General features: G+C 50.0%; 15 protein-coding genes. 8 read left to right on the forward strand and 7 right to left on the reverse strand.

Annotation, left to right across the window (positions count from 1 at the left end; genetic code table 11):
* Window positions 1–186: 186 nt before the first annotated feature.
* Window positions 187–1,074, reverse strand: a complete 888-nt coding sequence (locus tag Pr1d_RS17545; RefSeq protein WP_148074739.1) for an AraC family transcriptional regulator — start codon at window positions 1,072–1,074, stop codon at window positions 187–189.
* A gap of 742 nt (window positions 1,075–1,816) precedes the next feature.
* On the opposite strand from Pr1d_RS17545, the gene Pr1d_RS17550 reads away from it, so the two are divergent.
* Window positions 1,817–2,662 (forward strand): fumarylacetoacetate hydrolase family protein, encoded by an 846-nt coding sequence (locus Pr1d_RS17550; protein ID WP_148074740.1) that lies wholly within the window; start codon window positions 1,817–1,819, stop codon window positions 2,660–2,662.
* A 32-nt stretch (window positions 2,663–2,694) separates the two neighbouring features.
* On the forward strand, window positions 2,695–3,834 hold the full coding sequence (locus Pr1d_RS17555; RefSeq protein ID WP_148074741.1) for a DUF4185 domain-containing protein: 1,140 nt from the start codon (window positions 2,695–2,697) through the stop codon (window positions 3,832–3,834).
* A gap of 15 nt (window positions 3,835–3,849) precedes the next feature.
* Here Pr1d_RS17555 and Pr1d_RS17560 read toward each other — a convergent pair whose 3' ends face one another.
* Both Pr1d_RS17560 and Pr1d_RS17565 read right to left on the reverse strand, forming a co-directional pair.
* Window positions 3,850–5,664 carry a sodium:solute symporter family transporter gene (locus Pr1d_RS17560; RefSeq protein WP_148074742.1) on the reverse strand — a complete coding sequence of 605 codons (1,815 nt, stop codon included), beginning with the start codon at window positions 5,662–5,664 and terminating at the stop codon, window positions 3,850–3,852.
* A 47-nt stretch (window positions 5,665–5,711) separates the two neighbouring features.
* Window positions 5,712–8,417, reverse strand: coding sequence for a sialate O-acetylesterase (locus Pr1d_RS17565; RefSeq protein ID WP_148074743.1), 2,706 nt, complete (start codon window positions 8,415–8,417; stop codon window positions 5,712–5,714).
* Window positions 8,418–8,868: 451 nt separating this feature from the next.
* Here Pr1d_RS17565 and Pr1d_RS17570 point away from each other — a divergent pair, with 451 nt between their 5' ends.
* Together Pr1d_RS17570 and Pr1d_RS17575 are read left to right on the forward strand one after the other, a co-directional pair.
* Entirely contained in the window at window positions 8,869–9,912 is a 1,044-nt protein-coding gene (locus Pr1d_RS17570) for a DUF1559 domain-containing protein (protein ID WP_168205318.1), read from the forward strand.
* A gap of 72 nt (window positions 9,913–9,984) precedes the next feature.
* Complete coding sequence (locus tag Pr1d_RS17575; RefSeq protein WP_148074745.1) at window positions 9,985–10,647, forward strand: EF-hand domain-containing protein; 663 nt, start codon at window positions 9,985–9,987, stop codon at window positions 10,645–10,647.
* Window positions 10,648–10,657: 10 nt separating this feature from the next.
* Here Pr1d_RS17575 and Pr1d_RS17580 read toward each other — a convergent pair whose 3' ends face one another.
* Window positions 10,658–12,442 (reverse strand): DUF4185 domain-containing protein, encoded by a 1,785-nt coding sequence (locus Pr1d_RS17580; RefSeq protein ID WP_148074746.1) that lies wholly within the window; start codon window positions 12,440–12,442, stop codon window positions 10,658–10,660.
* Between the two features lie 312 nt (window positions 12,443–12,754).
* Between Pr1d_RS17580 and Pr1d_RS17585 the strand changes: the two genes are divergently transcribed.
* The 3 genes from Pr1d_RS17585 to Pr1d_RS17595 all read left to right on the forward strand — a co-directional run bounded on the left by Pr1d_RS17585 (window position 12,755) and on the right by Pr1d_RS17595 (window position 16,967).
* Window positions 12,755–13,639 (forward strand): PEP-CTERM sorting domain-containing protein, encoded by an 885-nt coding sequence (locus tag Pr1d_RS17585; RefSeq protein WP_148074747.1) that lies wholly within the window; start codon window positions 12,755–12,757, stop codon window positions 13,637–13,639.
* Between the two features lie 133 nt (window positions 13,640–13,772).
* Window positions 13,773–14,879: a hypothetical protein gene (locus Pr1d_RS17590; protein ID WP_148074748.1), complete on the forward strand. Its 1,107-nt coding sequence runs from the start codon at window positions 13,773–13,775 to the stop codon at window positions 14,877–14,879.
* 75 nt (window positions 14,880–14,954) lie between these two features.
* Window positions 14,955–16,967, forward strand: a complete 2,013-nt coding sequence (locus Pr1d_RS17595; protein ID WP_148074749.1) for an alkaline phosphatase family protein — start codon at window positions 14,955–14,957, stop codon at window positions 16,965–16,967.
* On the opposite strand, the gene Pr1d_RS17600 is transcribed toward Pr1d_RS17595, so the two are convergent.
* From Pr1d_RS17600 to Pr1d_RS17610, 3 genes are all read right to left on the reverse strand, one after another.
* Window positions 16,939–17,853 (reverse strand): GNAT family N-acetyltransferase, encoded by a 915-nt coding sequence (locus Pr1d_RS17600; protein ID WP_148074750.1) that lies wholly within the window; start codon window positions 17,851–17,853, stop codon window positions 16,939–16,941. The two genes, Pr1d_RS17595 and Pr1d_RS17600, sit on opposite strands and share 29 nt — an antisense overlap.
* A gap of 80 nt (window positions 17,854–17,933) precedes the next feature.
* Window positions 17,934–18,947 carry an N-acetylglucosamine kinase gene (locus Pr1d_RS17605; RefSeq protein WP_148074751.1) on the reverse strand — a complete coding sequence of 338 codons (1,014 nt, stop codon included), beginning with the start codon at window positions 18,945–18,947 and terminating at the stop codon, window positions 17,934–17,936.
* 45 nt (window positions 18,948–18,992) lie between these two features.
* Entirely contained in the window at window positions 18,993–20,165 is a 1,173-nt protein-coding gene (locus Pr1d_RS17610) for a GntR family transcriptional regulator (RefSeq protein ID WP_148074752.1), read from the reverse strand.
* Between the two features lie 232 nt (window positions 20,166–20,397).
* Between Pr1d_RS17610 and Pr1d_RS17615 the strand changes: the two genes are divergently transcribed.
* Window positions 20,398–22,209 (forward strand): class I mannose-6-phosphate isomerase, encoded by a 1,812-nt coding sequence (locus Pr1d_RS17615; protein WP_210417759.1) that lies wholly within the window; start codon window positions 20,398–20,400, stop codon window positions 22,207–22,209.
* Window positions 22,210–22,211 lie beyond the last annotated feature (2 nt).

Raw genomic sequence — 22,211 nt, forward strand, 5'->3', positions numbered from 1 at the left:
CCCTATTTCTTTGCGACTTATATGTCTGTCATGTTAATTTGAAGAATTGGTTTGTCTCTACGCGTCGCGTCTCGATTGTGATACTATCGTATCATATTCTCCCTTATTGGTCTGAATATGTGCTATTATCACACTTAATCAAAGCGTATGGCATTTCAGCAAAGCAATTACCAATTCCTTTGGATTCTACTCAGCACTGGTAACTTGGCAGCGAAACTCTCGAGGACTTTGTCCCTTTAAGCGGCGGAAAATCCGATTGAAATGAGATAGGTTTGCAAATCCGGATTCGAATGCGATGTCACTCACAGCTTGATGGCCCATTAACAGCTTTTGGCAAATCGCATCGATGCGGACCTCGTTTATGAATTCAACGAACGATCTTCCTGTGTAGTTTTTGAATTCTCGAGAGAAAGTAGCTCGAGACATATGTGATAATTCTACCATCTCCTGTAATTCCAATGTCTCATGATATCGGTTAAGAATCTCCAGGATGACTTTCTGTATCGCGGGAAAATGCTTTGTTGCATCAGATGCGCTGTATGACTTGCTTGAGATCCGCTTGCCTTGGTAGCGACTCAGAGCTTCAAGCAATTGTAAGAAACTGCCAAGCCTTGCAAGGCGATCTTGTGCTATCATCGTTTCAATAAAGTTACGAGCTTCATGAGCAACCTCAGTGGGAAATAAGATTCCTTGATTGTAGCCCTGCCAAAGTTTTGATAACTTCTCCCATTCAGGGGCAGCTCGCAGCGGCTGAGACTTGTCGATCAGAAACTGTAAAGCCACGCCGCGAGATTCGTTGGGACAATTCCAGCAATGCGGGACATAAGGTCCGAACAGTACCAACTCAGGGGCAGTGACTGGCAAGATGCTGTCACCTACAAAACGAGTACCTTGGCCACTTTCAAATAGGGTCAACTCGACTTCTGCATGCACATGCCAGTTTTCACCATGGCCAGAAGCGTGCCTGCGTTTGTTCAGCGGTCCGACGACTTGAACATGTGAAATGGATTTTGACCAAGCGAGCAACCTGAATGACTCGGAGGCATGATTAATGTGCTCAACTATCAAAACCATCGAGTAAGATTCCCTGAGAAAGTTGTTTTATCTCGGGCCGATGCCTAACCGACCATGCGGCAACATTATAATAGTTGTAACGATTGGATAATCCTAGAGATTACCCTCGAGTCTGTACTTATTAGCAGCAAAAACCCGCTCTGTACAAATAACTTGCCACGACGGCGTCCTGCACAATTCGTCTCAAGAGTTATCACTAGTAAAAAAATAGGATAACTCAATGTTCTCTGGAATATGAAGCCACCCTTCAAGCAGTGAGAACATCTGTAGCCGTCGAGTTATTCGCATTCGACGATCAAAGCTTGTAGACGGACTCGTCTCAATCGGTCGAAGTACAGCTCGACCTCTCGGACGCTGTAGTCTCCTTGAGAGCCCAGAGGATCAATATCGACATCGGTGAATTGAGGCCCAGTTCTGTGATTACTTCGCGTTCGGAAACGAAGATTGTTGCACCTAGTACTGCAAGTTGGATTGTCGCAAACGTTGATTCTGAAAAATGAGACGGTAATACACTAGCAAACCCAGCATCTGGCTCGTTCTAAAGGATCAAACAGACTCGGCTGGCCTGCCCCCTGCCCTTCCAAGCGTAAATGCAGCTGAGCCTTTGCAAGGAATAGGAACGCTTGCAATACTCGAAACATGTGGTTCACTAGTATCGAGTAGCTTCCGTTTTCAAATCGCTTAAAATCAGTCTATTCGGAAGGCATTTCGAAATACCTATCCATCAAAGGGAGGGAGTATCATGAAGTTATTGCGCTACGGTGATGTCGGATCTGAAATTCCAGGCCTGCTAGATAGTGAAGATCAAATTCGCTCACTTGTAGGAGTGGTTCCCGATCTAGCAGGAGACGTACTTTCCGATGAGTCCCTCGAGAAGATTCGCAAACTTGATTTCGGCAAGCTTCCATTGGTCGAACCAAACGTTCGCTTGGGTCCCTGCGTTGCTGGGACAAGCAAAGTCATCGGCATCGGGCTCAACTACGCCGACCACGCTGCTGAGACAGGTGCCGAGATACCGACGGAACCGGTAATCTTCATGAAAGCTACAACTTCGATTTCAGGTCCAAACGACCACATCGAAATCCCTCGTGGATCCGAGAAAACGGATTGGGAAGTGGAACTTGGGGTCGTAATCGGAAAAAAAGCCAAGTACGTTTCTGAGCAGGACGCACTTTCCCATGTGGCCGGCTACTGTGTTGTCAACGACGTTTCGGAACGAGCCTTTCAATTGGAACGTTGTGGTTTGTGGGACAAGGGCAAGAGTTGTGACACCTTTTCACCGTTGGGTCCTTGGCTGGTGACTCGCGATGAAATAGGTGATCCACAAGATCTTCGTCTATGGCTTGAAGTCGATGGCCACCGCTATCAGAATGGTTCCACGAGCACAATGGTATTTGGTGTGCAGACGCTGGTGAGCTATGTCAGTCAGTTCATGACGCTCCTGCCAGGTGACGTGATCACCACCGGTACACCTCCTGGTGTCGGAATGGGGCAAAATCCCAAGGTGTTTCTCAAACCAGGTCAAACCGTTCGGTTGGGGATAACTGGCCTCGGAGAACAAGAACAGCAAACCGTCGCGGCAAAGTAACGTTTTCCACCTCCTCGACGTAGGAAGTCATCATGACAAGACATCACTCTCCTTCTTTATCTCGACGTCAGATGCTCACCCGTTCCACCGGAGGAATACTGGCCACTAGTACATTTTGGCAACTTCAAGCGGCATTTGGTGAAACGGGTCAATCGCATCACGTTGCTGCGGTTCGTAATCTTGGAAGTCAATTTCAGGATAACCCTCTAAGGGTGACTGGCTTGGATTGTGCGTCAAGCATCGTACTACCATCGGGCGAATCGTTCTGGGTTTTTGGCGATACCATTGAGGGCCCGTTCGAGTCGATACGTGGCCTACCACTCGCGGACAAGCTCTCAAACACGGCGGCCATCGCACCCAAGCAAGACATTTCCGACGGAATCAAAAAGTTTAAGTTTCTTACCCAACCAGACGGCAAGCGGCCTTTGCAGATCGTTCCCTATGCCTCCGATGAAGATCCTGCAGCGGAACGTATCTGGCCAATCCATGGTACCTGTCGAGCTGAGAAGCTCTACCTATTCTATCACCGGATATCGCTGATTCCTGGGGTCGACGTCTTTGAAAACTTCCAATTGGATGGCATGGGCATTGCGCAGGCTAAAACAGGGGATTGGAAGTTTAAACGGTTGTCGGCTCCCGATGGGACTGATTTCTTTTGGAAAGGCGATCAACCCAGTTTCGGCGTTTTTGTCGAGCAGCAAGGGGACTACGTTTACGTATGGGGAAGCCTCATTACTGGTATGTTTCTAGCCCGCACGCGCCCGGATGAGATTGCCAATCGTGAGAGCTACGAATATCTTGTCACGGCCCCGACTGTAAACGATCCCGACTTGAAACCTATCTGGTCAAAATATTTCGAGCCGACCGCTTCTCTTTTTGACTCGGTACCAAATGAAATGTCGGCATCTTACAATCAACATCTCGGCTGTTATTTGGCTATTCACTCACTTCTACGGGACAACAAGATAGTGATGCGTACAGCCCCTCAGATTACGGGGCCTTGGAGTGAAGCAGAAATCATCTATCGTCCGGATAAAGTCGGAGATGGCGATCTCATCTATGCTGCTAAAGAGCATCCAGAACTAGCAAGGGAAAATGGGAAGATCATTTACGTCACCTTCGTGAATTCGGCCACCTATGTGCCTCAAATGATTGAACTGACATTCAAATGAGTACTCGTCGCACACTCAGCTCACTTTGCTCGGATCCTCTGGTAGTGGAAGATGCTCATACCAAGTGTATTTCAGCACGATGATTGCGGTAACCGACACGGCAGCCCAGCAGAGTGCCTGCCAGTGCCAGTGTCCCACGAGATACATGGGTGCCACATAAGCGCCAAAAATTGCCAGACTCGCTAGCCCTACATTGAGTACCGCATACCAGACACTCTCACCAGGGCTTTGCAACTCTTCTGCCGTGAGACCCGCACGATCACGTATTGGGCCCCACCAGCCGAAGGGTCGGACATTGCGATAGAACTGAATAAGTGTCGACTCGTCAGTTGGGCGTGAGAAGAAAGTACCCAAAATCGAGGCAACCAACGAGATCCCACACAATGCCGGGAAAGTAATGTAAATTGGCGGCTCGATTCCCTTCAGCGACATGAACAACAATGGCATCGCCCCGGCCAAGCCGACTAGGGTGCCTGCAGCATAGCCCATTCCATTGAATCGCCACCAATACCAACGAAAGACGTTGGGAATGATAAACGCCGCACCCAGGGCCATCATGATCCAGTCCCACACCTGCCGGATCGAACTGGCATAGAGCCCAATGAGTGTTCCCGCGGTGACGATTGAAATCGTGGCGACATAACTAGCTCGCACTAGATGCTTCTCGTCAGCCTGAGGTCGGAAAAGTGGCTGCCATAAATCTCGCACAAGGTAGGACGCGCCCGAGTTCACTGTGGCAGCAAAGGTGGACATGAAAGCGGCCAAAAGACCAGCCAACACCAATCCGAGCACGCCGGGCCCCAAATAGGTCGCCAGCACACGAGGCATCACAATCTCGGCATCAACCGATCCAGACCCGTCAACTATTTCAAGCCCCGCGGCAATAGCCAATAATGCGATCCCCATCACCATCGCCCAGCGGACAACGAGGAAAGCGCTCCAGGCGGCTCCTACTTTGGCTGCGTCACGAGGATCACGTGTCGAGAGAAACATCTGAAAATCGAACATCTGCCCTGGCCCACCAAGATTCAACAAGAACCCTTTCGCTACCCAAGCGACTACCAAGAGGCCAAACATATGATAGCCCTGATAGCCAGTTGGCAGGGCATCGACGTTATCTAGTTTCCATTTAGGCCACAGGTTGGTAAAGCTGTCTCCATCGACCGGCGTGAGGGCCGCCAGTACCTCTGGCGTCAATTCAACATAAGCGATTGCTGCGATCACAATACTGGCCACCACTAAGATACACGTCTGCAATACATTGGTGATGACAACTGCTTCCAGTCCACCTAGCAGGGTATAGACCGTCGTAATGCCGAAGACTACGAATGCACAAAGTCGAATATTATCCTCCGGATCCAAACCGGTCTGAACATATTCGGCCGAGAATTTCCCAATACCCTCGAAGCCATACCCGGTGAGTCCAACGAGTGTGATCACCGCCATCAAGGCATAGGCATAGCGTGCCGCACGCCCATCTGCGTTATCCCCGAATCGAGTAATCATCCACTCGGCGCCAGTCATCACTCGTGATCGCCGGACCCATTTGCCCATGTAGGACATGAAGAAAGCGGCCATCATGAAGCCCCACATCCAGTGGTTCCAGACTGACTTCATTCCAAACAAGTAAATCAGTGTTACCATCCACATGGTACCACTTATGTCAAAAGTCGATACCGATCCCGACATGGCAAGAGCTAACCAATGAATGCGATGTCCCCCGAGAAAGTAGTTGTCCAAGCTTTTGGATGCGCGTCGTTGCTGCCAAACTCCTATTCCGATTAGTGCGACGAAGAACAAGAAGATGATGACGGCATCGAGAGTAGACACAGAGGTTGGTCCTTTGGGGAAAAGCTGTCGAAGACGGTGGACAAACTTTACTTTTTTTCTTTGGTCTCAGGTAAATCTACCTGCAGGAAACGGGGAAAGTATAAGTCTAGTCCGTCAAACAGGTGGTTAATGTCGTAAGTGTTAGAGCAATAGGTCAAAGCCAAACCTTCCGAAGCCAACTCCGGATGTGCTTTCGCAGCATAGAGCATACGCTCAGAGTCATCGATCTTGCTACTACCTGGTATTGTTTCTTCGGGACTGTAAAACTCTTCAAGCGCTGTCCAGGGGCCAGTCAGTGAAGGCGCGGTCCTTAATGCAATAGGTGTCAACGGAAAACCCGAAAACTGGACTTGGACGTAGCGGTTCATCTCACGGGAAAAATGTACCGTGAATTCCGTTTGACCCGATTCGAAGACCGGTTCGGGCAATTCGACTAGCTTGTCCTGAGCGACCCAGTCACTTGTTGAGCCTGTCCACCACTCAGGACTAGATAAATCACCCTCTGCTACATCGACCAGTCGCCATCGAACCAAATAGACATCATGCGATTCACTTGCCACGCTAAATGCGACCAAATGCTCGCTGTCTTTGATAAGCGTTGCTGACCCCACCAATACGTCAAAACGATTTTGCGGACAGTCCAACTTGCGGATTTGCCACTGGTCAGGAGGTCTCTTAATATTGTCGATCAAAACTGCGCCCCACCCCGTTGTTTCGAATGCCATCTTTTTGTTGGCGTTGCGGGCGCGCATCAACAGCATGATAATCTTTCCGTCGACTACCAAGGAACCACCCGGCCAAAAGAACTCCTCAGCTTCGTCGGCAATAAATGATCGCGGCTTGCCTTCGAACTCTTGCCAATAGGCTTTGAATTTGGCACTCGTGGGATCGTATCCTGATTGAATCCCGATGCTATTGCGGACCATAGTCGTACCACGGCGCTCACCGGGGACTGTTGGAGCCACGAAACTATCTCCAAAGAACCAGGCAACACGCCCATCTCCCAAATCGAGCGAATAAGCGTCATCACCTCCCAGCCAATTCGGATCGCGATGGAACAACACATCCGCTTCCGGCCAGGCAGTGGCCGATAATTCGCTTCGCGTAACAGTACCAAGTATCTCATCCACATAATTGCCAACCAGATCGGCCCAAATCTGCCCGTGCTCAAAAAGGCCCTTGGGGCTGAAATGGATCCCGGCTCCCCCCAAGTCACGCCGATCCCCGATGAGTGTATCTGTGTCGGGGCCTTCTAACGCTATGCCTTGTTGCCAGAGTTTCGCTTGGGCGTTTCGCACGGTATCGAAGCTTGGCTTTTCCGGATTGTGATAGGAAGCCTGCGCTACAAACCACGGGATATACCAACCTGCTTGAGCTCGGGAAGAGAGGATCACGTGTCTAAGTTTTTCATAGTACTCCTCTGAATGCATTTCGACATCGCTTTCGCCTTGATGCCAAAGAAGCGCGCGAAATCCCAGCGGCCCCAGTTGATAAATGCGTGTCATCATCCAGGGAAACAAGTCACCATCTGGCTGCCACTGATTTACGCTTGTGCCGCCGTAGCCGGTGGCTGCCACGCCGATGGGAACTCCAAACCTTTCGTACATCGCATCACCAAAAGCGGGCCAGAAGCTACCTCCTTGGCTCTTGTCAGCTACGCCAGGCTGCGGGTCATCGGCAATTTGCCAGGCTGTGCCACTGAAGGACGCGACCATCCCCGTTTTTTGCTGTGTGCGAAACTCGCCGCTGTTGGTCGAGTTCGACTGCCCAGCTCCAACGAACACTTCCCCCACACCAAGAGCCTTGATTTTCTCGGCGGCCAATACTTCACCCTGTTTCAGTGCTTCTATTTCTAGTGAATACCAACCACCGGCAGGGAGATGCATCATGGCTGAGAAACTGCGCGTTTCAGGTATCCATTCCACAGATTGCCATTTGCCGGGTAGCTTGCCATCCACTGACTTACCCTTAAAGCGAACACGAATGGAATCAGGGTTTGTTGTCGTGTGCCCGCTCAAGAGGATTGTCCCCTCAGAAACACTTGTCCGTTGAAAAACTTGATGCTCCTGAGGCGAATAGAGTTGGAGCTTAGCTTCTGTCAGTTTGGGAACAAGTGCGAAAACTTGCGAAAGACGCTCGGAGGACACCTTGCCGACGGATAACTTGAGAGACTTCTCTTCTTTAGGATCTAGCGATACCTGGCATATCTGGTGAGGGCCTTGCCATGGTCCCCATAACTTGTCGCAACCATTGATGCTGAGCTGTGCGTCTCCCGCTACCACTACGACCTTAGTCCACTGCTCATTGATCGGCAGCGCAACCGCCACACCGGCCTGACTGAAGGCGGATTGCACATCCCTTGAAAGTACCAAGAAAAATACCAGGGAACTATCGGATTTGTTCGTCAACTCCCATGTCATCTCCTTTTCACCAAATTCGTAGCGAATCGCAGCGGTCTCATTGCTGGCGGTAACAACGTTGTCTGCAACCTGTTCAACCGTATTGAGCTGTAGTGGGCCACCAGCGAAAAAATAGGTTCCACGGGAGATCGACACACCTGGCGCTAGAAATTCTTGGTCACCAATCCTCAAGTTAGTCAAACACCCGTCCGGTGCGATCTGAACCTCGTACTGGGTGCTCGTTACTTTCAGTGGGCTGCGTTCCTCACGGATAACTACATCGGCACGCGCCTGCAGCAAGGCAAAGGCCCAGATCACTACAATCGCCATTCCGCTAATACTTCTCAGCGCCATCTATTGTTTCGTCCTCTCGTTAGCGCCAATTCGACGACAGATAAGTTTCTTCCTAGAGAAGTCAAGCAAGTCCACGTAGTATCTCGGCAAGCTACAAAACCCACCAGGCACTTCCGGATCACACTCTATCGAAAGCTCATTGTAATAGAACCCGATCGAACTGCCAGCGTAGATGCGCGACACGGTAAGCCACAATCTCGTAGCCGAACCCAATACCAATCTCGACAACAGCCAATTGTTACAACATTTAGACGGGGTCACATTTGCTACTGCAAATGACCAGCAGTTTTTATATTTGGTTTGACCTAAGGTAAAGGATTAGCAATAATCTAAGTAGCCAACGCAAAGGAGTTCTCTTTCTAAAAACTGCCTGCGCGCTCTGCTTTATTTCGCCGTTTAGCTAAGAACGTCTTGCTTCTTTTCGTTTCCTAACTAGTTGGGAGTTCCTATTGTGGACCGTTCACATCGTTCGCTTGGTTTTACACTTGTTGAACTCTTGGTTGTGATTGCCATCATTGGCGTCCTTGTAGGACTGTTGTTGCCGGCCGTTCAAGCGGCGCGTGAGGCAGCGCGCCGCATGCAATGCGTCAACAACTTAAAGCAAATGGGACTTGGGTTCATGAATCATGAATCGACTCACCGAATTCTACCCTGCTCAGGCTGGACTGCCGTATATGTTGGAGATCCACTTATGGGTACCGGACGTGAGCAACCGGGGGGTTGGATCTACCAGCTTCTACCTTTCGTAGAGCAGCAAGCGATCTATGACATCACCGATGACGGAGATAAGTTGAATATCACTGCTGCGCAACAGCAGCAATCCATTGACTTGCAAGGTAAGGCAATTTCTTTTTTCAATTGTCCTTCTCGTAGGCCTGCGCAAGCACAGCCCTATGCCTTGTCCAATTCATGGACTCCTCGCAATGGGACTCGTGCACCATTCGTGGCCCGCAGCGATTACGCTGCCAATGCTGGCGATGGAGAGGAGGGAATGAAGTTTTGGTTGGAGGACGAACAAAAATATGAAACCAAGTTGGAATGGCTATTTTTTGACTACAAAACTATAGGGAGCAAGCAATGGCCTCCGCTTGAGGGTCAGACAGGAGTAAACTATCAGGGCGCCGAGATTGGTTTCAAAGATATAACTGATGGTTCCTCCAACACCTATGCGGTAGGGGAAAAATACCTTAATCCTGCATATTATGAGTCCGATGGCACGTTTGACGGCGGGGATAATCACAGCATGTATCAGGGATTTGACTGGGATGTGAATCGCTGGACCAGTGTAAATGATCCTCCACTTCAAGACCGTCTAGGACAAGAATCTTTTGGCAGCTTTGGAAGTGCGCATCCGGGTGGATTCAATATGGCCAATTGTGATGGTTCCGTCCAAATCGTCTCTTATGACATTGACCCAGAAGTGCATCGTCGCGCTAGCCATCGAAGTGATGGGGGGGGACTATTACCAGTCCAAACCCCGCCTACTGCTCCCTGATCTACGAGCTATAATAGCGTTTTGTAGGATACTATTACTACGCGTTCAAACTTTCACCCGAGTTCGTTACATATGAAATTCTCCACTTTCTCGGTGAGTTTTCGAGCTTGCGAGTTTCGGAGTATTTGGCTTCTAACCTTCTTTGTGGCGTTCACCCTCATTTCGCTGGAAGGTTGTAGTCGTGGCCCCGCTGCCGTCCACGTCCCGGAAGTGGACCCGGTCGAGTCGAGTAAACAAGCTTTTGAACTCTATGACACAGACAACGATGGCCAATTGTCTGACACCGAGCTTGCCGCATGTCCTGGAATTCAGATGCATCTGCAGCTGTACGATAAAGACAGCGATGGGTCCGTTTCACAGCAAGAACTCGAAGAGCAACTTAATTCATTGGTCTCTGGTCAGATAGGTGTGACGAGCCTGCGCATTCAAGTGCGTTTAGACGGGCGACCCTTGCCTGGAGCCCAAATCAAGCTCGTTCCTGAGATGTATTTGGGGGATGATGTGAATGTTGCTTATGGAACAACTAACGGACGTGGCACTGCCACTATGGACATCCGCGACGAGGATTCTCCTGCATCGGATCATGGACTCTTGGGTGTCCACTATGGCACGTACAAAGTGGAAGTAACCCACCCCGAAGCGTCTATTCCAGAAAAATACAACACGCAAACGACGCTTGGATATGAGACCGAGAAGGGAAATCCGAGTTTTGTCCTTAATCTTAAGAGCCGGTGACTCGTTACACTTAGGCTATTGGAATCATTGGCCACCTTGAGTTTACTATTATCAACGCAAAGCAAATCATCACGGAAACTACATTCGAGGGTTCTGGCAGTTCAATTGTCGCCGCTTTTTGAGAATCTGTGTATTGTCGTTGCCAGTTAAGGAAATCTTCCCCGTCGGAGTCACCGTCTTCGTCTGCATCACCCGCACTGGTTTCGCCGTACCCTTGCTGCCAAAGAACCAGGTCGGCACCATCAACGAAGCCGTTATGGTTGGAGTCGCCCGGAATTGCGGCTGAAGCAAGTGGGTCTATCAGGGATAAATCCAAGCGATACATAATCTGGTTGTAATCATACAGGGGTGTTGCATTAGGATTGCCCGAGAAAGTCTGAGCATAAGTTCCTTCGAAGTAGATATAACGTCCCCCCTCTTCGCTAAAGTAAGGATGCTGCTTCGGGTTGTAAAAAGTGTAGTTTTCAGTGCTGCTGTGATGCGTGGCGACTTTTATGGCATTTTCCCACGGTCCTTCGGGGGTAGGAGCTTCAGCAAACCAAACTTCTCCCAAAAAACTATCACCAAACAACTCGTTTCCAATCATGACCCAATTCTTGCGATACTCGTTCCAGTAGACTGATGCCCGATGCAGTCGGACATTATTTCCTGACTGGATATCTTTAAGCCGAAATGGTGACTCTTCGCGCAGGATGAGCCCCTTCTGAGCTAGCTCCTCCATCATATCGGTATTCATCGGCGAAGTGTTTTTCTTCCACCCATACACAGGCTTTCCTTGTGAATCTAATTCCAACTGGGGGTTTCCTGGATCGTAAAGCGAACCTTCGATCAATGGTGTGTAGGCTTCCCACTGATTTGGATCGTTTACGGCGTCCCAAGTTTTCTTCACGCGAATATTCGGATACGACTCGGCGAAGTAGATATAGTCTTGCCCACCTAGCGAGTGCTCGAACGAATGCCCAGCCGCAACGATGGGGGCGTCGATCGGATAAACTTGATGCCGCTGAAAAACTGCTTGCGAATCATTAAAACGTGCCAGGCCGTGCTCGACTTGTGCACCCAGTGCATTGTTGGGATCACGCCGAGAATAGTGGGTCAGCATTTGTTCTCGACCGCTGGTGTCTTCGACTGTGAACAGTCCATCGACCCACACCGGTCCAGGTTGTGTCAACGGCATCATTTGCTTGGAAGACCCCGACGCGTCCACATAGTAAGTTAGATCCACGCCCACGGCTGGATCGAGCCCGCCCTGCCCCGGCAATTGTGATGTTCCTCCCGAAGTGCGGAGATTTCCGAATCCATCCTCGTAAAGGGTATCGCCCCAAAACCAGTGCAGCTGACCGTTGTAGATCACCGATTGAACGGAATCCTGACCCTTCACGTTGGAGTTGAGCAGCGGCTCTTGAATGGGCGCACCATATCCCAAGAGTACGGTCTCTTGGTAAATGCCTTTCCCTGTCACGCGATAAAGTCGCTCGGCTAACTGCTCGCGCTGGATCGTGAGTTGACTCGCTGTACCGCTCGTGGTGTGCAACTGCCAGTTACCGGTGGCGTAACCATAAGTAGTAAGTGAAAAAGCAACGTCTTGATCCAATTCCCCTGGTGATCCAAACGCCAGCAAACCATTGCTATCGGTGTAATAATCTTGGCCGTTGGCTCGCAGTTTTACCAGCGGCACTCCGAGGCCTGACTGCGCGTCAAGCACTTGAATCTCATGGTATACTTGAGCTTTCGTCGACTGACTACTCGACAAGATTAGCAGGCAGCAAAAAAGCGTCTCAATTCGGTAGTGCATGAAAAGCCTTGTAGTGCGCAGCGAGAGCCTCTGGATAGAAGTCTGACTTTAAGCCTTCCCACAGTATATCACGTTCTAGAAACTCAAGCAGTTCGGAGATCTAAATAGCCCAATCCCGCTACTTCAAAATGATGTAACATATAGGACCAAAACAATGAAATAATCACCAAATTTGCTTGACGCATCTTGAGTACGCATTGATACTAGAGGTTGGCAGCGGATTTGCGCCAAACTTTTCAATTGCCTTGTAAACTCGCTTCGACCCTTTTTGATGTGCTTCGAAACTACTCAATCTTCTTGGAAGGTGCTCTAATGAATCTGACATTTGACAATGATCGAACGACCACTGTGGATGACGATACAAAATCGTGTCTTAACGAAAAATTGGCGGCCTACTTTGCTGCAGGTGGCGCCATGGCAACGGCTCTCTCTTCTAAAGCGCAGGCTGTTATCGTCGGCTCTACGACTGAACAGCCCTTCGGCATCAATGGCGATGTGAACATTGATTTCAACAGCGATGGTCAAATTGACTATCAGATCGATCATGATCGCGTTGACTTGGGAAGTGGTAATTCTGTCGACTATTTGCAAGTAGATAAGAACGACAGTACGAGCGAAACAAATCCACTGGCCATCCCGGGAATCTTTGATACTTTTCCCGCCAATGGAAATCCACTCAATAGTACCTTTGATGCGAAATACGTCACACCAACTGGCACCCAAGGTGATTATCCTGCAGCCCTCACCGCAGGCACCTCCATTGGGCCGACGTCGAATCTCGACTTTCAGGAAGGTAGCGGCTTCAACGGATCCCAGATTATTCGTGCCAACCGACTCATCGATGAAGATGCCGGACAAGTCGACATGGTACTCGGAGGAACCGCTGCTGGTGATATTGCCATTCCTACCAACGGTCCTAATTTTTTGGGTCTGGGTGGTCAGGTTCGTTACCTCGGAGTTCAGATGAAACTGCAAGGGGATCCAAATCCACTTACCTACGGTTGGATTGGAATCCGTATCGACAATGAAGCAGACGCCACGGGTTCGGTTGTCGGATATGCCTATGAGACCTCAGGTAACAGAATCATTGCAGGGCAAATTCCAGAACCTGCGACGATCATGACAGCCGGTTTTGCTGCAGCGGCCCTGTTCGGAGGTCGCCTATTGAGACGAGTTAAGTGCGGCTGGAACAAGTAGTCAGCCCTAATTCTTGTTTTGTAAATGACAGTAGCCTTTTCGCTGCGGAACGATCTATGTCGGTTTCGTTCTGCAGTGTTGTGTAGTCTTAACACATTCGTTTTTCATTCATATGCGTTTGCGAGAATTCGGCATGGACATTCCCGGATACCACAAAGAGGCGAGCTTACTACAATCAGCTCTAGATAGGCGGCTGCAGAATTACATGGCAGCAGGTGGCGCAGGGGCTCTCTTGGCTTCGCAAGTCGAAGCAGCTGTGGTATCGAACACTACCCCACAAGCAATCGGTATTAATCAGGAAGTGGACATCGATTTCAACATGGATGGTCAAGTTGATTTTCAGATAGACCACGACCGAGTCGACTTGAATGGCACCATTCTTGATTATCTACAGATTGATAAGAACGATGTGTCGAGCGCCGCCAATCCCTTGCCAATCGACAACTTTGCACCTTTTCCCTTAAACGGTACCGTGCAAAACGGTGATTCGCAATACTTGGCTTTTACCAATAGCTTTGATGATCTTGGTGGTTACGCAGTGGGATTAAGAGCAGGAGATATGATTGGAGCGACCGGGGCTAGTTCCGATAGCCTAGTTGCCGGAACGGTTTGGGATTTTCAAGAGGGAACTGGTTTTCTTGGCGGTAGCACTACGATCCGAGCTAATCGGTTGATCGACGAAGATCAAGGACAGATCGATATCAACGAAGGAACTGCGGTAACCCTGCCATTTGGACAACAACCGGAATTCCCGGATCTTGATGACTTCACTGGCAATAATGGTGAAGAACGCTTCGTCGGTGTCCGAGTCGATCTTAACGACGCTACTAGCGGGTTCAATACCATGCCAGATCAATGGTGGTATGGGTGGATTGGAATTCAAATCGACAATGATGCTGATGCCACCGGTACCGTCACTGGCTGGGCCTACGAAACTACACCGGGTGTCGCTATCGAAGCCGGAGATATTGGTACGCCCATTGGCCAACCTGGCGATTTTGATGGCGACAACGATGTCGATGGGGCCGATTTCCTCTTTTGGCAAAGGGGAAACACTACACCTCCCTTGGATCCTGCAGCTCTCACACAATGGCAATCAAATTACGGCACACCACTTTTAGCCAATGCCACAGCTATTCCTGAACCAGGATCACTCCTGACGGCCGCTGTGGGCGGCTTTTGCTTGCTGAGCGGATTCGCGGCACGAAGACTATTCCCGGGCAGATGCCCCAAGCAGTAGACGCCGCACACTGATCCTGAGAACATCTCTTGCGTGGACCTGCATCAGGAACCAATCCCGAAGGATGAAAAAGCTATGGGCGACGCCACCCGATTGGCTAATCGGTTGTTGCTCATTGGCTGGGATGGCGTTGAGCTGGGGGCTCTTCGTACACTTTTGGCAGAGGGGCAGCTGCCAAATTTGGGATCCCTGCTCGAAAAGGGAGCATGTCTTGAGCTTACTGTGCCCCGGCCTGCTTTTCCTGAAGCAGCATGGACATCTCTGGCCACAGGAAAACGTCCTCACCAGCACGGTGTGCTTCACGAGTTTAGTCCATCTGCCAGTGCCAATCAGCTACATCCCGTCTCACGTCTCAATAGAGAATCAAGTGCTCTGTGGAGCATGCTCCACCGCAAGGGGATGCGGACCCATGTTATCGGTTGGCCGGTTTCGCATCCTGCCGAATCGCTGGCGGGGATTTTCGTTTCAGATCGGTTTGCTCTTGCTCAACCAGCATCACCGTCATTCTCTCAAGAGGATGGCTCAGCAGTGCTGCCTCCTGAGGCACAGTCACACATATCTGAACGGCGAGTCAGCTCCATTGATGCCGAAGAGATTGCACTTACGCAGCTGCTTCCTCATCATATCGTAGGACTCCGTGAATATTCTCGATTGGAGGCTGTATGTCGAGATATCCTTGCGCAGTCGGCGACACTGTTCCGCTCAATCCGGTGGTGTCTTGATGCGCAGCCCTGGGACTTTACCGCTGGTGTTTTTCCCGGGATTCGCCGCGCACATCAACTTGCCGAGTGGCTTCGAAAGATGTCACCAACAACAGGTGAAATATGTGATCGATTAATCACGGGCAGTTATGAGCACCATGATCTCTTGCTCGGGCAAATCTTGTCACAGGTTGACGATACGACTCACGTAATAGTGGTCTCTCCGGCTGGGACCCAAGCTGTAACTCCTTCTACAGCGGGAGTAGCAAGTTTAGAGGTAGCTGGATCTGCGACTCTTGGCACCGGCATGGCCGTGATAAGCGGTCCTGGAGTGCGACAACTAGCAAGTCCAGCTCTTGGAAGTGTACTAGATTTGGCTCCCACGATCTTGGCCATGTTTGGATTGCCATTCGGCGAGGATATGGGCGGTCGCCCATTGGTGAGACTCTTCGAACCTGAAATAGCCAAGACCTCTGTCGAAACTTGGGAAAGCCAATCATCTAGCAAACAGACTTTGGGACAGTCCGATTCAAATGAATTTCACGAGAAGTTGCCTCCCGAATCTCATGAGACCCGTGAAGTGAATTACCTGACAGAATTGGGGTACGTCGATCCACTTGAGATCGCAGCCCAAGCGTCGGTGAATCGCTGTCGACTTACGACTGTATTGAATCGGGCAATTTCTCTACTTGACGCTGGATTGATTGATAATGCAATTTCAGTCCTCCAAGACAGTACCAGATTACATAGCGACTCAAGCAGAGCTCATTTTCTTCTCGCTGAGGCGTTTTATAGATCAAGGCAATTTGGTGCTGCTAGACAGGAAATCAATTCACTGATGTGTCAGGGCATTGAGAGCCGTCGGCTATACCTCCTTGCGGCAGCCAATGATTTTGCGGATCGCCGGTATAATACGGCCTTGGAGGAAGTGGCCTGCACGCGACGTGGCAAAGTAGAATACCCTGGTGCTTACCTCCTGGAAGGGAATATTCAATTGCGAAGACGTGATTTCGCCGCCGCTGAAAAAGCGTACCTGGGAGCAATTGCAGCGGAAGGACCCTCGGCCCAGGCTCTCGACGGTCTGGCTAGCGTCAAACTTCATCTCGGTCGGTACGAAGAAGCAGCACTTCATGCACTAGACGCAATCGACAAGAACAGGCAACAAGGAAAAGCACATTATCACCTGGGAGTTGCCCTGCACTATCTGGACAAGCCGCAAGACGCTTTGGGAGCTCTGCGCACTTGGGCAGCAGTCGAACCAAGGGCTGCAGCTCCCTACCGCTGGATGGCGTATGTCTACAAACATCAGCTTAATGATTCGAACCGAGCCGAGTCTTGCAGGAAACAGGGAAAGGAAGTCATTCGACTTCGGCGACAGTCTCACTAGAAGACTTCAGTGGAAGGTACATCAACACCTGTTTTCTCACCGTTTCGCCGCGCATCCTCGCTGTGAAACTACGGGTATCAGTATAGTGATCGAACGTGGTAAATACGAACTTCTTGACTCCACGCTCAGCGGCACCTCGCGTTGCTTCAAGCTTAAGCATGACATTTGCCCATCTTCCGCGAACTTCCGGCGAGATGATATTCGCGTCAACATGAATAATGTCGTGCGATTTGCGATGGGCAAGAATGCATCCAACTATCCGGTCGTCGAATGTTAAAACGCGAGAATACCACGGCGCAAAAGAACCTGGGACTTCTCCGCTCAGTTTTTTCATGAGTGAAGAGAGATCGCCACCAAGTTCTGCAAGGTGCAACTTGGCAACTTCGACAAGATCCGCCTCATACAAATGATGTACTCTAGCAGAGATTGGAATTTTTCCTCGTTGATGCATGCGATCATATAGCGGAGCGAGTTGTTTCTCGAACTCTTCAAGCGGTAGCTCATGGTACTCAACGGTCTCGCACGCCGAAAACCCAAGTGCTTCCCAAGCCCTCTTTTCCCAGCTATCAGTAGCCACCTTCTGTGTGGCGTAAACTGCTTCTGCACCTCGCTGCATCGCACGATCAACGAGTCGCTGCAGCAGTGCTTTTCCAATCCCACGACTGCGAGCAGATTCGATGACTTGCAGCACTATTCCAGGTCCAACGAGTGGCTTTGGCCGCTCACTCTTGGTCAATCCCCCTGCCGCAACGATTCGAGACGGGTTGCCACACACGGCCACCAACTGAGTTTCAAACGCATCATTTGGCGAGGAGAGCAACATCCTGACCGCTTTGGCGTCATCCCTGTCCGCATTACGAATTGAAAACTCTGAATGCAGCGACATAGCAATTCTCTCGAAATCATCCACCCTGGCGGAACAAGCGATTCTTCCTCAGCGGATCGAGTCAGAATGGGCCGTACCACTCAATTGACAGTGCATGCTTCTCTGTTAGCGGAGTACGCTGCCATGAGCCGTTCCGACACGTCCGACTTCATCGAGTTGTTAGTCAACTCACTAGCCAGCAGCGCCGCCCCCAATACGGGCGGCAGCAAGGACTCTTTCAGACTAGCTTGAGGCAGCCTGCGCGATAAAGCTTCTGAGAGTGGACTCATGAAGACTTCGCCAGCGTTGGTCAAGCCACCAGTCACGACAACCGGAATCTGTGACAAGGACTGCAGATTCACCAGTTTGTTTGCAACTGCTGCCACCATCATGGCTAGTTCTTCAGTCCCTCTCCTAATAATGCTGCAGGCAACTTCATCACCCTCAGCCGCCGATGATGTCACTAGCTGTGCCAGCACTGCGATTTCGGTACGTTTCATTCCTTCTAATTCTACTCGACGGAGTATATGATGCATCGCGGAGAGTCCCAGTGCCTGCACAACGCGCTCTCGCAGGCAAGTTGGTTTCCCCCGGCCGTCAAAGTCGCGTAAAGCCGCAATCATCGCTTGACGCCCCAGCCAGTAGCTACTGCCTGGATCATCCAGTATTGGTCCCCAGCCACCTGCCTGCCAACTGTTGCCTTCTTTATCCCGACCGTAGCTCGATGAACCTGTGCCAGCAATCAGAACGATCCCCGGTTCACCTGCTACCCCCCCCATCAGGGCGACACGCAGATCATGATCAACTCCGATTGCACCCTCCGGAACAATCTCCAATTCTTGAACGATCTTTTGGATGTTCTCCTGATCTTCCTTGGTGACGATACTGCCCAGTCCCAAGAATATAGACTTGGCCTGCCGAGGGACCATTTGCGAATCCGACCAAGCGCAGTTAATAGCCGACTCAATGTTGTGTCGCACTTCATCCAAGCCGACATCATGATAATTACCTGTCCCCGCTTCCCCGAGTCCAAGCAATTCACCTTCGAGAGAAACCAATGCCGCGCGTAAGCGCGTTCCACCTCCATCAATACCGATCACTATTTGTTCGCCCATAGGAGGTAGTCCATTTGGTGATGTTTAGCCCGTTGTTGAAAAGATTTACTCTGAAGCGGTTGAATGGGCCAATTCAAATGTTTGCTCAGATCTAAAGTCCGTCGAACTGCGAACCACCAGTTCGGTGTCAACGATAATTTGCCTGGCACTCTTATCTGAACCACTCAAGTTGTCCAACATTGCTTCATACGCGGCTTTAACAAAGGGGCGAATCGGAAGCCGAATAGTGGTCAGCGTTACCGGCAACAATTCCGCTATCGGATCATCATCAAAGCCTGCCATTTTCACATCCTGACCGATCTGCAGCCCTTGTTCGATCAAATGACGTCCGATCAAAGCTGCAAACCGATCCATCTTGCTAATGATAGCGTCTGGCTTGGCACTTTGCATTAGGTCTTCGCAGAACGAGCGTGTTAGCTCGTATTCATCGACCATATGCACCAGTTCACTATCCACACTCATATCGTGCATCCGATGTGCTTCAAAGTAACCTGCTAGTCGATCAGCCACAGCCGTTGATATTTCGGGTATTCCTACGAAAGCTATTCGGTGGCAGCCTCTTCGAATTAGATGCTCTGTAAGAATCACGCCAGCCCGACGATTATCGTATCCAATTCGCGTGAATTCACTACGATTCGGGAATGAAGCGATGTCTCGGTCAATCAGGATCACGCTTATGCCAGCTTCAGCCAACATATCCACGACGACTCGGTTCAACTGCATTTGGTCGCCAGGCAATTCAGCCGGGTAGTAGAAAACTCCATCAACTCTTAAATCGATCAAGGACCTCGTTGTGTTCAAAACACGTTCTTTGAATGACCCATCACCTGACAGGCATTTGAGCAACAGCGTTGAATGCCGGCGAGAGGCCAAGTCAGCTAGTCCCTGATGAATCAATCCTTCCACGTAGGGCAATGCTACTCCCGACTCCATCCAAGGCATGAAAAAAGCTAAGTCATACTGCTCAACTGCATCTGCCATTTCTTTCACATAGGTGCCTGATCCTCGCCTACGACGGATGAACCCTTGCAGCTCCAGATCCCGCAAAGCACGCGAGATGGTAGTCCGTGAGACATTGAAATGCTGCATCAACTCCAGCTCTGTCGGAAGCTTGGCTCCTGAAGCGAGCTGCCCCCCCTCGATACGCTCACGAATGGCTTCATATACCTGTTTTGAGCGAGGCTTCTTAGGATCGATACCGTCGAGCCAGGTGATCATGGGCGTTTACTCAACTAAGAGCCGGGAAGAGAAATGTATTTTACATGATGAGTCACAGGTTCTCCATCATACAATAAGCACCATCATTTTGCAACTCAATTTTCATTGATTGGACTCTTCTTACAATGCTAAATGTATTGAGTTTGGGCCATGAATTGGTATCTTAGAGATTGCCTATTCTGGCAGTGGATGTTCCACAAGGCGTGGACAAAAAGAAAGATAATTAGCCAACGTGATACACTCCTCGGAAAGAACGAAAAAGACTGGCTCGTTTCGCAAGACCGAGCAGATTCTTTCTCCCTCAAACCCAAGCAATGGCTTGGCGGAAACCTATCGACTATTCCCGGATTTTTCCTTGGAAGGTGGTTGCGTGGGATTCGGCTTTGAATCTCTAGCTGACCTATTGACTACTTACAGTCAGATTCGCATTGACGGCTTTGTTGGAATATTCTGGGAATCATTTCGAGAACAACTCCAAGCGACTTTTGCCTCGAGGAATATTCAGACAATCTGGATTGATGTATCACAAGCTATGAAGCCACCTTCGATGGTTGAAGCGCTGGTCAAACCCTATCTTGGTGGCGACGACCCGCTATTCGGCAAGAGGTTTCCAGGCTCTCTTCAGGACTACTTTGATCCAGACCAACTGAAATCCCTTCAGCCGGATCCAGACTGTTCACTTTCGATTCTGTACGGTTGCGGGGCTTTTCTTGCCCAATGGAAAGGTCCTCTGCTCTACGTGGATCTACCCAAGAATGAGCTTCAGTATCGATCCCGTGCTGGAAGGGTGCGAAATCTTGGATCGCCGAGCCCCCTCACTCCTAAAGAGCAATATAAGCAGTTCTACTTTGTAGATTGGCAAGTACTCAATCGTCACAAGCAGACTATCCTCGACAGAGTAGATTGGTTTGTTGACGGCCAACGCCCCACGGAACCCACCTTTGTTGCCGGGGCAGTACTTCGAGATGCATTCAATCGAATGAGTCAGAATGTCTTTCGAGCAAGACCGTGGTTCGAAGCTGGACCATGGGGTGGGCAGCGACTCAAGGAAATCGTTCCGCAGCTACCCCAGCACGAACCAAACTATGCATGGTCATTCGAGTTGATCACGCCTGAAAATGGACTGGCATTTACTGATGGAGAGTATTCGCTTGAAGTCTCTTTTGATTGGTTCATGTACCACAACCATCGCGAAATCCTTGGCAGAAGTGCTGATCAGTTTGGCTATGAATTTCCCATTCGGTTCGATTTTCTGGATACATTCGACGGAGGTAATCTCTCACTGCAGTGTCATCCCAGCCCAGAATACATCAAGGAGCATTTTGGCGAGCCTTTCACTCAAGATGAGACCTACTACATTCTTGATTGCAAACCAGGTGCTGAAGTCTACCTGGGTTTCCAACAGACCATCGACCCTAAAACATTTCGGACTCAACTAGATAGCAGTTTCACAAATTCTACTCCCGTGGATGTGAAACAATTCGTCAACACCGTGTCGGCCCGTCAGCATGACCTTCTCTTGATACCTCACGGTACCATTCACTGTTCGGGAGAAAACGTTCTGGTGCTAGAGATAAGTGCAACACCATATATTTTCACCTTTAAAATGTATGATTGGTTGAGATTGGGCCTCGACGGAGTTGCCCGACCTCTTAATATTGCGCGAGCATTCGAAAACCTGGATTTCGATCGTAGAGGCGAAGAAGCAAGGCGGCAATTGATAAGCCAACCCCATATCATCGACCAGGGACAGGACTGGCGTATTGTTCACTTGCCAACACATTCTGACCACTTTTATGACGTTCATCGCTATGAATTTGAATCAGAGGTTATGGGCCACACAGATGGTTCTCCTCATGTACTTATGTTAGTAGAAGGCTCTTCTCTAGAAATTTTGACTCACCAAGGCATGGTCGAACAGTTCTACTATGCTGAAACCTTCGTCGTTCCTGCTGCTGCCAAATCATACAAACTCGTCAATCTCGGTCAGCGTCCTGCTAAGGTTATCAAGGCGTTCATCAAAAGCTCCCTAGAAAGTAAATGACC

It is taken from the genome of Bythopirellula goksoeyrii (genome assembly GCF_008065115.1).
Lineage (GTDB): Bacteria > Planctomycetota > Planctomycetia > Pirellulales > Lacipirellulaceae > Bythopirellula > Bythopirellula goksoeyrii.